Origin of the sequence: Pseudarthrobacter sp. NPDC058362, assembly GCF_042723515.1 — a bacterium.
GTDB lineage: Bacteria > Actinomycetota > Actinomycetes > Actinomycetales > Micrococcaceae > Arthrobacter.
The window spans coordinates 40938-53950 of record NZ_JBHXIW010000010.1 but is presented as its reverse complement, the minus strand read 5'-3'; the positions used below and the strand labels follow the sequence as shown (position 1 = coordinate 53950).

The window sequence follows — 13013 nt, the reverse complement described above, 5'->3', positions numbered from 1 at the left end:
ATCCGCGCCTACCGGGCCCGCCTGGCTCCGGGGAAGTGAGCCAGGTTGGCCGGCCGGTGGGCCGGCTGGAGATCTCATCCAAGAAACTGCCGCTGTCCCGTCCGCCATTCAGAGAATGCCGGGGATGGGATCGTCCGTCTCGGAGAAGGCTGTTTCCTTCTCCGCCAGATACTCGTTCCAAGCCTGGGCGTCCCAGATCTCCGCCCGGGAACCTGCGCCAATGACGGCCAGCTCCCTGCCGAGACCTGCATACTCCCGGAGCGCCGGTGGTATGGTCACGCGCCCCTGCTTGTCAGGTACCTCGTCCGAGGCTCCAGAGAGAAAGACGCGGATGTAGTCACGTGCCTGTTTGGAGGAGATTGGTGCCTCCCGCATTTGCTCGTGGACCCGCGCAAATTCCTTCTCGCTGAAGACGTAGATGCAACGTTCCTGGCCCCTCGTGAGCACCAGCCCGCTGGCAAGTTCCTCCCGGAACTTCGCGGGGAGGATGATCCGCCCCTTTTCATCCAGACGCGGCGAGTGGGTCCCCAGAAACACTGGCCCACCGCCCGTCTGCTGTCAGGAACTGCACATCCCCTGTGTTGCAACCACCCTCTTATGTCCTCCACATTACTCCACTTTCCACCACAGTCAACGCAAACGCGCCTTCGGGATGGTGATTTTCACCAAAGTCGGGCGCAGAATTGCGCGGTTTTTCGCCGGTGGTGGAAAGTGGAGGGAAAAGCCCGAAGGCCGGGCGGCTGGGTACACCGGCAGCCCGGAATAGCGAAGCCACACCTTGTAGGCCCAGGGGCAAACCCGGGCCCCGAGGAGCAGCCGCACCGGGCGCAAAAAAAAAGACCCGCCGAAGCGGGTCTTTCAGTGTTGCCCTGCTCCCCGAAGCTGCTTCGGGGAGCGGAGTGGAGGAAGAACAGGTTTAGGGTTCTCCGCGGCGGCGTTCGTCCCACCGCTCTTCAAGATTGCTCATAAACGATCCACGCTGTTTACCGGGCTTTCCTTTTCGGGATTTTCCGGACTTGGCCGCGGCCGCACTGCTTCGCATTGTGGCAAAATACACGCCGCCGCCCATGACGATAAAGCCCAGGACGCCTACGAATATGTTTTGGAACGTCACCCCAACCAGGAGCAGGAACACGCCGGCCAGGGCGCACAGGACGCCAATCACTACATGCCTGGTGGACCACGAGCGCCCTGGGTCGGAACCCATCGAATTCGCAAACTTCGGGTCGTCCTCGTGAAGCTGCTTTTCCAGCTGCTCCAACAGCTTCTGTTCGTGCTCCGACAGCGGCATCACGACCTCCTTTGGTAGGCCAACGTCCGGGCTGGTCCCAGCCACGACTTCTGCACCATTAACGGCTGTGATACCTAAGAGGTTCCCGCAGTGCCGGTTCTGGCAAAAACGGAAACCAGGCACGCAGCCGCGGGAGCGGGAGCATGTCCAAGAGGGTCCGGCAGTAAGTCCATTCGCTCATAAACTATGTACCTCTAAGGATAGTTTGTCGCGGGCCGTTCTGAAAGACGCCAATGGCTTTGGCAATAGCCGCCGGCGACCCGGAATTCAGCCACCTGCCGGGCTGCCGTCGCCGCCGCGGCCCGGCTCCATCAGCCGTGCAGGAAGTACCGATTTGCTGCCGAATTTCCGTGTCACCTGGTCAAGCGCCTTCTCCGCCGCCCGCCAGTTTTCGTCGCGTCGGTCGAAACTCAGCTGCAGCGACGTGGTGGCCGACTCCTCGAGCTGTTCCGCCCGGACTCCCACCAACCGCACGGTCTGGCTCCGCTCCCCCACTGAGCCAAGGAGCTGCACGGCCACAGCATAGATCAACTGCGCGCTGTCGACGGGGGTCTGGACGGTCCTGCTGCGGGTGATGGTGGAAAAGTCTGCGAACCGCAGCTTCAGGGCAATCGTCCGGGCCACCATCCCCGCCGCACGAAGGCGGCCGGCGGTCCGGTGCGACAACCGGAGCAATTCGCGATGCAGGAGGGCGTCATCGGCAGTGTCCACCGAAAAGGTTTCCTCCGCTCCAATGCTTTTCTCCGTCCGGACGGGAGTCACTGCCCGGGGATCGATGCCCCAGGACAGGTTATGTACATGCTCGCCGGCAGCGCCCAGGATTTTCCTAAGGGTGGACACCGGAGTAGCAGCAACATCAGCCACCGTGCGGATACCCATCCGGGCGAGCACTTCGCCTGTCCTGGCCCCGACACCCCATAGCGCCCCGACGGGGAGGCTGTGGAGATAGGGCACCGTTTCGTCCGGCGTGATCATCAGCAGGCCGTCCGGCTTGCAGCGGGTGGAAGCGATCTTGGCCACGAATTTACTTTCTGCGATCCCCACGGATGCCGTGATATCCAGTTCCGAAGCCACGCGCCGCCGGATCAACTCCCCTATCGCCTGCGGCGGCCCCAGCCGGCGAAGAGCTCCGCTGACATCAAGGAAGGCCTCGTCCACGCTCAGCGGTTCGACCAATTCGGTTACTGATTCGAAAATCTTCATGAGCTGCCGGGAGACGTCGTAATAGAGGGAGTGGCGCGGTTCGATAACCACCGCCTGCGGGCAGAGCCTGTAGGCGACGGCCATGGGCATGGCCGATTTGACCCCGAATGCCCTGGCCTCATACGACGCAGAAAGCACGACCGAGCGGTCCGCAGGAAAGCCGACAATGACCGGCCTACCCCGGAGCTCGGGGCGGGTGCGGAGCTCCACGGAGACGAAAAAGGCGTCCATGTCCACGTGCATGATGCACTTGGGCCGGCGGCGGGATGGCCGTGCCGGCACCGGCTGGTTTATTCCTTCTGGCCCCACGGCTGCAATCCTATCGGCAGCTACTGACTAAACTGGAGGCTGAATCCGGCATCAACCCCAGGAGGAATGTCCCTGTGACGGTCTTTGGAAATCCCAGGCAGGCTGGCCTGGCGGCCCTCGCAGCGGCGGCTGTCGTCGCCCTGGCGGCATGCAGCAACCCTGCCCCTTCCGCCTCGCCGGAATCCACGTCGCCGGCAGCCGCCACCGCTTCCGCGGCCCCGGCCGGCCCTAGCCCGTCTGCTTCACCGGGGACGACCGCCACCGTGGGCGGTCTTGTGCCGGGGTTTCCGCAAAAGCTGTTGCCCCTGATGCCGGGCGCCACGGTGGTTTCCAGCAGCTTCGACAAGACCACCTCGCCGGCGACGGCCGCCCTGGTCGCCACTACCAACGCCACACCGGCCGCGGTCCTGGCCTTCTACACCAAGTCCCTCACCGGACAGGGGTTCAAGGCTGTTCCCGGAGACGCCGTCGGAAGCGTTGCGTCCAAGGACTTCGTACGGGGGGACAGCGAAACAGTCAATGTCTCCGTCGTCACGTCCGGTGGCGTGGCCACATTCACCATAGGCGCCAACGTGGCAGCGAAGTCTGCCAAGTGACGGCGGCGGAGCAGTTAAGGAATGAACAGGCCGGCTTCGTCGCGGCCGTCGCCGGGGAGCTGAACGGGTTCCTCGCCCAGAGGCAGGCCGTCATGGCGTCCATCTCGCCCGACATCGAACCGATCATGGGGTCCATTGCCAACCTCGTAACCGGCGGGAAACGCCTCCGGGCCCTCATGTGCTACTGGGGCTGGCGCGGTGCAGGCGGGGAATCCGGCGCCCCGGAAGTGATCACCGCCGGAGCCGCGCTGGAGCTGTTCCAGGCTGCAGCGCTCATCCACGATGACATCATCGACCGGTCTGACACGCGCCGCGGCGGGCCCAGTGTCCACCGCCGGTTCACGCAACTCCATGAGGCGCAGGGGTGGGCACTCGACAGCGAACGTTTCGGCCATGCCGCCGCCATCCTGGCCGGAGACCTCTGCCTGTCCTTCAGCGAGGAAGCGTTTACCGACATCGGCGAGCGGGCTGCTGCCGGCGGCCCCGCCCGCCTCATTTTCAATCTGATGCGTGCCGAAGTGATGGCAGGGCAGTACCTGGACATCCTTGAGGAAGTGGCCGGTCCGGTACGCGACCGCGCCGGCGCCGTGGACCGGGCGCATTCCATCATCAGGTTCAAGAGCGCCAAGTATTCCACTGAGCATCCACTTGCCTTGGGCGGGGCACTCGCAGGGGCGCCTGACGACCTGCTGCGGGGTTATTCGGCCTTCGCGCTGCCGCTGGGCGAGGCGTTCCAGCTGCGGGATGACGTCCTGGGCGTTTTCGGCGATCCGATGACCACCGGCAAGCCGGCCGGCGATGACCTCCGTGAAGGAAAGCGCACGGTTCTCGTGGCACTTGCCCTGGACCATGCGTCACCCGCGGAGTCCGCCTTCATCGATGCCAGGCTGGGCAGTCCGGACCTATCGGCCGGGGACATCGTCGAAATTCGGCGGATCATCGAGGATTCAGGAGCGCTTCAGGCCACGGAGGTACTCATCTCCGAATTCGGCGCACGCGCCTTCGACGCTTTGGAAGCGTTGCCGCTGGAGGATCTTCCGAAGACGGCCCTGCACCGGCTCGCGGAGGCAGCAGTCAGCCGGGCCGCCTGACGGCGGCAGGCACAAAGAGCGGAATGGCCAGGCCGCTTTCGGGTTCCGGCCTTTCCGCTCCTCTGCATTTATGGCCTTACCAGGCCAAAGTCTGCGCCCTGCGGCGGATCTCAGTCTTCCGCCCTTCACGAAGGGCGTCGATGGGCCGTCCCCGCAGGGATGGATCCTCCGTGAACAACCAAACAATCAGGTCCTCGTCAGAATAGCCCGCATCGGCAAGGACAATAATGGTGCCTTTAAGGCTGTCGACCACGTGGCCGTCCTGGATGAATTCCGCCGGGACGCACCGGATTTTGCGTTCGCCCACGCGGACGGCGGCCAGCGCTCTTTCGTCGATCAGGCTATGCACCCGGGTAATGGAAACATCCAGCAGCCGGGCGATATCGGGCAGGGGCAGCCATTCGCCCACAAGGTTCTCAACATTGCTCACTGACCAAGGTTGCCACGCCGCCCGGCCTGCCGCCTAGTCGACGGTGTCTGGAGGACGGTGCCGCCGTTTGATGGACACTCCGCACAATTCCTATTGCCGTCAATGCGGGAATTCTTGTGCTATTTGCAAATTCATGAGAGATTCACAATGATCACAGTCATAACACTATTCACTTAAGTCACACTAGTATCGGACAAGCACCCCGATGCCGGACCGCTCCGCAGTTGAGAAGAGGATTCCTTCCATGACGACGTCCCACTCGCCTAAGCAGTACCCCAGGCCGAGTCTGCCGATGATCGCCGCAACCACGGCGGCGCTGCCGGCAGTCGTGTTGTCTTCCCTGGCCCTCGCCGAGCCTGCCGCGGCGGAGAAGCCCACCCGGGCCGTACCCGCGACCCTAACGGCAGCCATGAAGGCACAGGCAGCACAGGCAGCTGCGCCGGTCATTCCCGCCGCCGCGGTGTCCGCCGCCATCCCCTCTGCGCTGCAGCCCGCACGGCCTTCAGCGCCCGCTAGCTACACCATCGCCCGCGGAGACACCGTCAGCGCTGTCGCCAGGCGGTTCGGGCTGAACACAGGTGAGATCCTCAGGCTGAACGGCTTAAAGGCCAGTACGATCATCTACCCCGGGCAGAAGATCAAGTTGTCCGGAAAGGCAGCTGCCGCCCCGGCGCCACGCAAGGCGGCCGCAGCTCCGGCGGCCCGCCCTTCGGTCGCAGCGCCCGGGGCCAAGTACACCGTCAGGGCCGGCGATACCCTGGGTGCCATCGCTGCCCGGCATGGCGTGAGGCTTACCGACGTGTTCGCCTGGAACAACCTGTCGGCCCGTTCGATCATTTACCCGGGCCAGAAGATCAAGATCGGTACCGGCAAAGCTGCGCCTGCCCGGGCATCCGCTCCTGCCCCGGCACCCGTGAAAGCAGCAAGGCCTAAAGCCTCCGCCGGCTCCTACACGGTCAGGGCCGGCGACACACTCTCCGCCATCGCATCGCGGCACGGGGTCAAACTCTCCGCCCTGCTCTCTGCGAACCGCCTGAGCATGAGCTCCATTATCTACCCGGGCAACAAGCTGGCCATCCCGGGTGCCGCAACCACATCCCCGCTTCAGCCGGCAGCTGCAACCAAGCCCCTGGTCCCGAGTACTTTCCTCGGGTTCACCTATCCCCCGGCCGTCGTGAGCTCGGCCAATGCCAACAAGGCCCTGCTCAACGCGTCTCCGGTGCCCACGAGGGATCAGATGCGGGCCATCGTGGCAGACACCGCCCGCAGGATGGGCGTCGAGCCGTCCCTCGCGCTGGCGTTCGCCTACCAGGAGTCGGGGTTCAACCAGCGCGCGGTCTCGCCTGCCAACGCCATCGGCACCATGCAGGTGATCCCGAGCTCGGGCGAATGGGCCTCCGACCTTGTGGGCCGGAAGCTGAACCTGCTCAACCCGCAGGACAATGTGACGGCTGGCGTTGCCATCATTCGACAGCTCCTTGCCACCAGCAAGACCAAGGACCTGGCCATCGCCGGCTACTACCAGGGGCAGTATTCGGTCAGCAAATACGGAATGTACAGGGACACGAAGGCATACGTCGCCGCCATCAAGGCGCATCAGAAAAACTTCAGCTGACCACCACCGCTTCTGTGCGGGCGGCTGCGACACACGCCGACGGGTCCGGACCGGTAACGGTCCGGACCCGTTTCATTGCCGATTAGGATCGTATGGTGACCGAACCTGCCGCAGACCCCTTCGTAGGAACGCTCGTGGACCACCGCTACGCTGTCCGCTCGCGGGTGGCCGGAGGCGGCATGTCAACGGTCTACCTTGCGACGGACCGACGGCTGGACCGGGATGTCGCCCTGAAGGTCCTGCATCCCCAACTGGCCGCGGACGATTCGTTCCTGGACCGGCTGGCCCGGGAGGCCAAGGCGGCTGCCCGGCTTTCGCACCCCCACGTGGTGGGTGTCCTGGATCAGGGCATCGACGGCCGGACGGCATACCTGGTCATGGAGTACATCCCGGGCCACACGCTGCGCGATGTCATCAACGAGAAGGGCGCCCTGCCGCCGCGTCTTGCGCTGGCGCTCATTGATCCGGTGGTGGAGGGACTCGCTGCTGCGCACGAGGCCGGATTCATCCACCGGGACGTTAAACCCGAAAACGTGCTCATCGCAGACGACGGCCGGATCAAGGTAGGAGACTTCGGCCTGGCCCGCGCCGTCACGGCGTCCACGAGCACCGGCACCCTGATCGGCACCGTCGCCTATGTTTCCCCCGAACTCGTATTGGGCAATCCGGCCGATGCCCGCAGCGACGTCTACTCCGTGGGCATCATGCTCTATGAAATGCTCACGGGCCGCCAGCCGTTCGAAGGCGAAGTGCCCATCCAGGTGGCGTACCAGCACGTCAACGGAACGGTGGCGCCACCCTCGGATGTGGTCCCCGGTTTGGCCGCCGAGGTTGACGAGCTGGTGCAATGGTGCACGGCCAACGACCCCGAGCACCGGCCCGTCGATGCAACCGCCCTGCTGCAGGAACTGCGCCACATCAGAACGAACCTCAGCGACGCTGAACTGGACCTCCACCCGCCCGCCGCACACCACCGAGACGCGCCGCCAGCCCCCGCGGCGGCAGGCAGCGCCCCCACCGAAATCATCTCCCGGGCGGCCAACCCCACTGCCGCGATGCCGTTCGGCCGGCGCCCGGATGCCCACGTTCCCGCCACGCCGGGCAAGCGCGCCCTGAAGAAGGCGGCACGCGAAGAGGAGCAGGCCCGCGCCCGGGCCGCCGCCACCCCCGCCCGGAGCCTGCGCGAGGGTAACCCGCGGCGGCGTGGGGCCCTGTGGGTGGTACTGCTGGTCCTCCTCGCCCTGCTCGCCACCGGGGCGGGGTGGTTCTTCGGCATGGGGCCAGGCTCGGCGGCGACGGTTCCTGCCGTCGCCAACAAGACCGTAGCGCAGGCCCAGCAGGTGTTGGAACAGGCGGGATTCCGTTCCAGCACGAGTGATGTTTTCGACGACGACGTCCCCGCGGGCCTGGTGGTGGGCAGCGACCCCGATGCCGGCCAGGAGGTCCGTAAGCTGCAGCCGGTGTCCTTGTTTGTTTCGAAGGGACCTCAGCTGTTCCCACTGCCGAAACTGGCAGGCCAAACCCTGGCTGAAGCCCGGGCCGCAGTGAAGCGCGCTGAAATGGCGATGGGCCCCGTCACCGAACGCTTCGACGAGAACGTCGCAGCCGGCGTCGTCCTTTCCCAAAATCCGGCGGCAGGAACTGACGTCCGCCGAGGTACTCCCGTTGCCCTCGTGGTCTCCAAGGGACCGAGGCCCATCCCTGTCCCCTCAGTGGTGGGCCGGGACCGGAGCGACGCGGTGAAGGCGATCGAGGATGCGGGACTGTCTGCGGAAGTTGCCGCCCAGGAGGTCTTCGACCGCAAGGTACCCAAGGGGGCGGTGGTGAGCCAGTCGCCCTCCAACGGAACGCTGACGCGCGGCGGGACGGTTACCCTGACACTTTCCAAGGGCCCCCGGATGGTTGACGTCCCCAGTTACATCGGCAAGCAGGCTGCGGACGCGCGCAAGGCCCTGGAAGCGCTCGGATTCGAGGTCCGGGTGAACAACATCCTGGGCGGTTTCTTCGGGACGGTCCGCGACCAGGACCCGGTGGATACCTCGGTCCCTGAAGGCTCGGTCATCACCCTGACGGTGGTGTAGGCGGAACGCTCCGCCCGCACCACCGCCACTGCGGGGATCCGCGGATCAGCGCCGGGCGAGTGCGCCTGCCACGAGGAAGGCCATCTCCAGCGACTGCATGTGGTTCAGCCGGGGGTCGCAGACGGATTCGTACCGGTCAAGGAAGGCTTCCTGGTCGATGGGGTCTGCGCCGCCCAGGCACTCGGCCACATCGTCACCGGTCATTTCGACATGCAGGCCGCCCGGGACCGTGCCCAGCGCGTGGTGCACTTCGAAGAACCCGCGCACCTCGTCGATGACGTCGTCGAAATTGCGGGTCTTGTAGCCGTTCGGAGAGGTAACGGTGTTGCCGTGCATGGGGTCGGTGACCCACAGCACCTGGGCACCGGAGGCGGTGACCTTTTCGACGACGGCGGGCAGCTTCTCGCGGATGTTCCCCGCCCCCATGCGGGTGATGAAGGTCAGGCGGCCGGGCTCGCGCTCAGGGTCCAGCTTGTCGATGAGGCGCAGGGCATCGTCGCCGGTGGTGGTGGGGCCAAGCTTCACGCCGATCGGGTTCCGGACGCGCGAGAGGAAGTCCACGTGGGCGTGGTCCAGTTCGCGGGTGCGCTCCCCGATCCACAGGAAGTGTGCCGAGGTGTCGTACGGGAACCCGGTGCGGGAATCGATCCTGGTGAGTGCACGCTCATAGTCCAGCAGTAGCGCCTCGTGGCTGGCAAAGAATTCCACCCGCTTAAGGGCTTCGAAGTCGGCGCCGCAGGAGTCCATGAATTTGATGGCACGATCAATGTCCCGTGCCAGGGATTCGTAACGGGCGTGTGCGGGATTTTCCGTGAATCCCTTGTTCCACTGGTGCACCGAACGCAGGTCCGCGAAGCCGCCCTGCGTGAAGGCACGGATCAGGTTCAGGGTGGAAGCGGACGTGTGGTATGCGCGCAGCATGCGCGCCGCGTCGTGGCCGCGCGATTCCGGGGTGAACTCGTAACCGTTGACGATGTCGCCGCGGTAGGCCGGCAGCGTGACACCGTTGCGCGTTTCATCGTTCGAGGAGCGGGGCTTGGCGAACTGGCCGGCCATACGCCCCATCTTGATGACCGGCATCGCGGCACCGTACGTCAGCACAACGGCCATCTGGAGGATGGTCCGGACACGGGCGCTGATCTTGTCAGCGGTGGCGGCTTCGAAGGTTTCCGCACAGTCACCGCCCTGGAGCAGGAAGGCCTTGCCCTGCGCGGCGGCCGCGAGCCGTTCCCGGAGGACGTCCACTTCACCGGCGAAGACCAGGGGCGGGAGAACGGAAAGTTCCTTCACGGAGGCGTCAAAAACGGCCTTGTCCTGCCAGGTGGGCTGCTGGGAGATGGGCAGGTTCCGCCAGTCGTCGAGGCCTGGATAGTCGGCCGCTCCGCTCTGGGCGGTGCTGGACAGGGAAAAGGCGGGTTTTGCAGATAGCTCAGTCACCATCTAAGACTAGCGCCCGTGTTCCGGTCCCCGACACTGTCCTGTCACGCTGTGGACCCTGCGCGTCACACGCCCCCGGACGCTGCCGCGCCGGGCTCTTTGCGTTCTGCCGACTCCGCGGCCAGCCGGAGCTTGACCGCGGCAGCGTATTCGTCGACGTACTCCTGCCCGGAAAGGCGCATCAGCTCGAACATGATCTGGTCTGTGACCTGGCGCTGCACCAACCGGTCCTCCGCCTGGCCCCGGTATTGGCTGAAGTCCAGCGGTTCGCCAAAGATCATGCCGATCCGCCGGATGTTGGGCAGGCGCTTTCCGATGGGCTGTACCTTATCCGTTCCGATCATCGCCACCGGAATCACCGGGACTCCCGCCTGAAGTGCCAGCCTGGCAACGCCCACCTTGCCCCGGTAGAGCCGTCCGTCCGGGCTTCGGGTACCTTCCGGGTAGATTCCCAGCAGGCCGCCGTGGGTGAGCACTTCCATCCCTGCGTTCAACGAAACCGCGGACGCCGCGCCGCCGGAGCGGTCCATGGGCAGCTGGTTGGTGAGCCGGAAGAACAGCGCGGTAAGCCGGCCTTTGATGCCGGTGCCGGTGAAGTATTCGGACTTTGCGAGGAATACCACGGGACGGCGGACCATTAGCGGCATGAAGATGGAGTCGGAGAATGACAGGTGGTTCGAGGCGATAATGGCTGCGCCGTGGGCCGGAATGTTATCCAGGCCCTTCACCCAAGGGCGGAACAACAGCTTGATCACCGGACCCAGGAAGATCCTTTTCATGACCCAATAAAACACGTGGCGAACCTCTCCGGACGGCAGCTTTCAAGGCCTTCTGCTCAGGCCTGGGGGCAGCTCAATGCAACCCTACTCTAGTGAGAATTGTCCGGAAGAGTGACACGATGGACGCATGACCGAAAGCAGCGTTCCGCCCCGACCTGCGGCTTTCAGCTATCCCGGGCACGGTATCAACGCCCGCACCGGAATAGCCATCTGCCATGGCTTCACCGGGAGCCCGCTCAGCGTCCTGCCGTGGGCGGAGCACCTGGCCGCCCAGGGGTATGCGGTGTCCGTTCCGCTTCTCCCCGGCCATGGCACGGACTGGCAGCAGCTGGCACGGACCGGATGGCGCGACTGGTACCGCAGTTACGAAGCCGCCTTCCTGGACCTTCGGAGCCGGACCGACTCCTGTTTCACTGCCGGCCTTTCCATGGGCGGAGCGGTGGCGCTCCTGACCGCCTCTCGGCACCAGGTGTCCGGAGTATCCGTGGTAAACCCCGCTTTGAGCTTCTACGACCGCCGCATACGGGTGATCGGTGTCCTGAAGTATTTCCAGCGGACCACGCTTCCCATTGAGGAAGAGCAGCCGACGGCGGCCGCCACCTACGATGGCGACTATTCCCGCACGCCCCTGGCAGCAGTACATGAGCTCAAGAAGCTTTTCGGCGCGGCCGCCCGGGGTCTTGGCCGGATAGACGCCCCGGTCCAGGTCTTCAAGTCGCGGACCGACGCCGTGGTCCCGCCAACCTCCCTGGCCCTCCTGCAGCGGCGCCTGGGCGCGCACATCACCGAAGTGGTGGATCTTGCCGGCAGCGGTCATGTGGCTACGCTGGACGTTGATGCGCCCCTGGTCTTCGCGGGATCAAGCGCGTTCTTCCACGCCTACGCACGCCACACCAACGCCCTGGAGACTCCATGACGTCCGTTCCGGACCACAGCCCGTTCCGCAGTCCTGCCGGCCTCCGCGGCCCCCGGACCGGCGTGGTCCTCTCCCATGGCTTTACGGGCAGCCCGCACGGACTCCGGGCCTGGGCCGAGGCGCTGGCAGAGGCCGGCTTCGCCGTGCGCATGCCGCTGCTGCCCGGGCACGGCACCACCTGGCAGGACCTGTCCCGGACCCGCTGGCAGCAGTGGCATGATGCTTTGGACCAGGCCTGGCATGAGCTGGATGCCGAATGCGAGCAGGTGTTTGCCGCAGGCCTGAGCATGGGCGGGGCACTCGCCCTGCGGGTTGCCGCCACCCGCCCCGTAGCCGGAGTAATCCTGGTGAACCCGGCACTGGTGGTGGACGATGTCCGCGCCCCGCTGGCCGGCATCCTTAAACTGGTTATGAAGAGCACTCCGGCCATCGCCAATGACATCCTGAAGCCCGGCATGGATGAGGCTGCCTACGCCCGGACTCCCGTGGCTGCCGCGCATGAAATGAACAAGATGTTCAAGGACACCGTCCGGCGGCTCCCCCGGATCGGCGCGCCCGTCCAGGTGTACCGGTCAACCCGCGACCACGTGGTCTCGGATGCCAGCATCCGGGTGCTGCGCCGCGGCCTCACGCATGCACCGCTGGAGCTGGTGCCGCTGGAAAACAGCTACCACGTCGCCACGCTGGACCACGATGCCGAAAAGATCTTCCAAGGCTCGGTGGACTTCATCCGGCGCCTGCAGCCCCAAACTCCCCGAGAGGAAGCCCGCCATGAACAGGCCTGACCCGGAGTCGCCGGACCAGGGCGCCAACCAGGACGAGGACGCCGTTTGGCTCGACCTCGTGGCACGCCTGGAAGGGGGCCGGCAGGACTCCGGCACGCCGTCCCCGGCAGAGTCCCGCGCCGGGGACGCCACGCCCCGTGCCACGTTCCGCGACTTCGACCCCCTCGGACTCGCAGGCCCGCCTGAGCCGGATCCCGGCGCGCCGGGTCCGCGTGACTATGCGGTGGACGACGACGAAGGCCGGTTCATCCCCGAAGAGCCACCCAGCCTGGCCGGCACAGAGCCGCTCACCATGCTTGCCTGGCTCGCCGCGGTGGGCGGTCCGGTGGCTTTGCTCTTCGCGGTCATGTTCTGGCGCTCCGCACCCCTGCCCGCCATCCTTGGCATCGTGGCGGCTTTCGTCCTGGGCACGGTGTACCTGATCATGCAGCTTCCGCAGGAAAAAGACGAGGACGACGACGGCGCCCGGGTTTAGCCCAA

At 65.5% G+C, this 13013-nt stretch carries 13 protein-coding genes; 7 read left to right on the top strand and 6 right to left on the bottom strand.

Annotated elements, in window-relative coordinates; all coding sequences use genetic code 11:
- Nucleotides 1–108: 108 nt before the first annotated feature.
- From mraZ to dinB, 3 genes are all read right to left on the bottom strand, one after another.
- On the bottom strand, nt 109–537 hold the full coding sequence (gene mraZ / locus ACFWIX_RS15530) for a division/cell wall cluster transcriptional repressor MraZ (RefSeq protein WP_009358613.1): 429 nt from the start codon (nt 535–537) through the stop codon (nt 109–111).
- A 379-nt stretch (nt 538–916) separates the two neighbouring features.
- The gene (locus ACFWIX_RS15525; RefSeq protein ID WP_377217030.1) at nt 917–1291 is read right to left on the bottom strand and encodes a DUF3040 domain-containing protein; all 375 of its coding nucleotides are present in this window, start codon (nt 1289–1291) and stop codon (nt 917–919) included.
- Between the two features lie 267 nt (nt 1292–1558).
- Complete coding sequence (dinB, locus tag ACFWIX_RS15520; RefSeq protein ID WP_377217064.1) at nt 1559–2737, bottom strand: DNA polymerase IV; 1179 nt, start codon at nt 2735–2737, stop codon at nt 1559–1561.
- Between the two features lie 140 nt (nt 2738–2877).
- On the opposite strand from dinB, the gene ACFWIX_RS15515 reads away from it, so the two are divergent.
- Together ACFWIX_RS15515 and ACFWIX_RS15510 are read left to right on the top strand one after the other, a co-directional pair.
- Nucleotides 2878–3399, top strand: coding sequence for a hypothetical protein (locus tag ACFWIX_RS15515; RefSeq protein WP_377217029.1), 522 nt, complete (start codon nt 2878–2880; stop codon nt 3397–3399).
- The gene (locus ACFWIX_RS15510) at nt 3396–4490 is read left to right on the top strand and encodes a polyprenyl synthetase family protein (RefSeq protein ID WP_377217028.1); all 1095 of its coding nucleotides are present in this window, start codon (nt 3396–3398) and stop codon (nt 4488–4490) included. The genes ACFWIX_RS15515 and ACFWIX_RS15510 overlap by 4 nt, the downstream gene beginning before the upstream one ends.
- A gap of 76 nt (nt 4491–4566) precedes the next feature.
- Here the strand turns inward: ACFWIX_RS15510 and ACFWIX_RS15505 are convergent, their stop codons facing one another.
- Nucleotides 4567–4920, bottom strand: coding sequence for an Rv2175c family DNA-binding protein (locus ACFWIX_RS15505; protein ID WP_377217027.1), 354 nt, complete (start codon nt 4918–4920; stop codon nt 4567–4569).
- Between the two features lie 244 nt (nt 4921–5164).
- Between ACFWIX_RS15505 and ACFWIX_RS15500 the strand changes: the two genes are divergently transcribed.
- Nucleotides 5165–6535 (top strand): LysM peptidoglycan-binding domain-containing protein, encoded by a 1371-nt coding sequence (locus tag ACFWIX_RS15500; protein WP_377217026.1) that lies wholly within the window; start codon nt 5165–5167, stop codon nt 6533–6535.
- Between the two features lie 92 nt (nt 6536–6627).
- Complete coding sequence (gene pknB / locus ACFWIX_RS15495) at nt 6628–8616, top strand: Stk1 family PASTA domain-containing Ser/Thr kinase (RefSeq protein ID WP_377217025.1); 1989 nt, start codon at nt 6628–6630, stop codon at nt 8614–8616.
- A gap of 45 nt (nt 8617–8661) precedes the next feature.
- Here the strand turns inward: pknB and ACFWIX_RS15490 are convergent, their stop codons facing one another.
- Both ACFWIX_RS15490 and ACFWIX_RS15485 read right to left on the bottom strand, forming a co-directional pair.
- Nucleotides 8662–10056 (bottom strand): class II 3-deoxy-7-phosphoheptulonate synthase, encoded by a 1395-nt coding sequence (locus tag ACFWIX_RS15490; RefSeq protein ID WP_377217024.1) that lies wholly within the window; start codon nt 10054–10056, stop codon nt 8662–8664.
- Nucleotides 10057–10118: 62 nt separating this feature from the next.
- Nucleotides 10119–10847 carry a lysophospholipid acyltransferase family protein gene (locus ACFWIX_RS15485; protein WP_377217023.1) on the bottom strand — a complete coding sequence of 243 codons (729 nt, stop codon included), beginning with the start codon at nt 10845–10847 and terminating at the stop codon, nt 10119–10121.
- Between the two features lie 112 nt (nt 10848–10959).
- On the opposite strand from ACFWIX_RS15485, the gene ACFWIX_RS15480 reads away from it, so the two are divergent.
- Genes ACFWIX_RS15480 through ACFWIX_RS15470 form a run of 3 tightly spaced genes read left to right on the top strand, consistent with a single transcriptional unit; the run spans nt 10960 to nt 13008 of the window.
- Entirely contained in the window at nt 10960–11748 is a 789-nt protein-coding gene (locus ACFWIX_RS15480; protein WP_377217022.1) for an alpha/beta hydrolase, read from the top strand.
- Complete coding sequence (locus ACFWIX_RS15475) at nt 11745–12533, top strand: alpha/beta hydrolase (protein ID WP_377217021.1); 789 nt, start codon at nt 11745–11747, stop codon at nt 12531–12533. The genes ACFWIX_RS15480 and ACFWIX_RS15475 overlap by 4 nt, the downstream gene beginning before the upstream one ends.
- A complete protein-coding gene (locus ACFWIX_RS15470) occupies nt 12520–13008 on the top strand; it encodes a hypothetical protein (protein ID WP_377217020.1) in 489 nt (162 codons plus the stop codon). Before ACFWIX_RS15475 ends, ACFWIX_RS15470 begins: the two co-directional genes overlap by 14 nt.
- The last annotated feature ends 5 nt before the right edge of the window (nt 13009–13013 follow it).

Excerpts from the sequence above, each read along its gene's own strand:
- dinB (WP_377217064.1), bottom strand. The coding sequence starts at position 2,737 with ATGCACGTGGACATGGACGCCTTTTTCGTCTCCGTGGAGCTCCGCACC.
- ACFWIX_RS15475 (WP_377217021.1), top strand. The coding sequence starts at position 11,745 with ATGACGTCCGTTCCGGACCACAGCCCGTTCCGCAGTCCTGCCGGCCTC.
- ACFWIX_RS15470 (WP_377217020.1), top strand. The coding sequence starts at position 12,520 with ATGAACAGGCCTGACCCGGAGTCGCCGGACCAGGGCGCCAACCAGGAC.
- ACFWIX_RS15480 (WP_377217022.1), top strand. The coding sequence starts at position 10,960 with ATGACCGAAAGCAGCGTTCCGCCCCGACCTGCGGCTTTCAGCTATCCC.
- ACFWIX_RS15500 (WP_377217026.1), top strand. The coding sequence starts at position 5,165 with ATGACGACGTCCCACTCGCCTAAGCAGTACCCCAGGCCGAGTCTGCCG.
- ACFWIX_RS15525 (WP_377217030.1), bottom strand. The coding sequence starts at position 1,291 with ATGCCGCTGTCGGAGCACGAACAGAAGCTGTTGGAGCAGCTGGAAAAG.
- ACFWIX_RS15490 (WP_377217024.1), bottom strand. The coding sequence starts at position 10,056 with ATGGTGACTGAGCTATCTGCAAAACCCGCCTTTTCCCTGTCCAGCACC.
- pknB (WP_377217025.1), top strand. The coding sequence starts at position 6,628 with ATGGTGACCGAACCTGCCGCAGACCCCTTCGTAGGAACGCTCGTGGAC.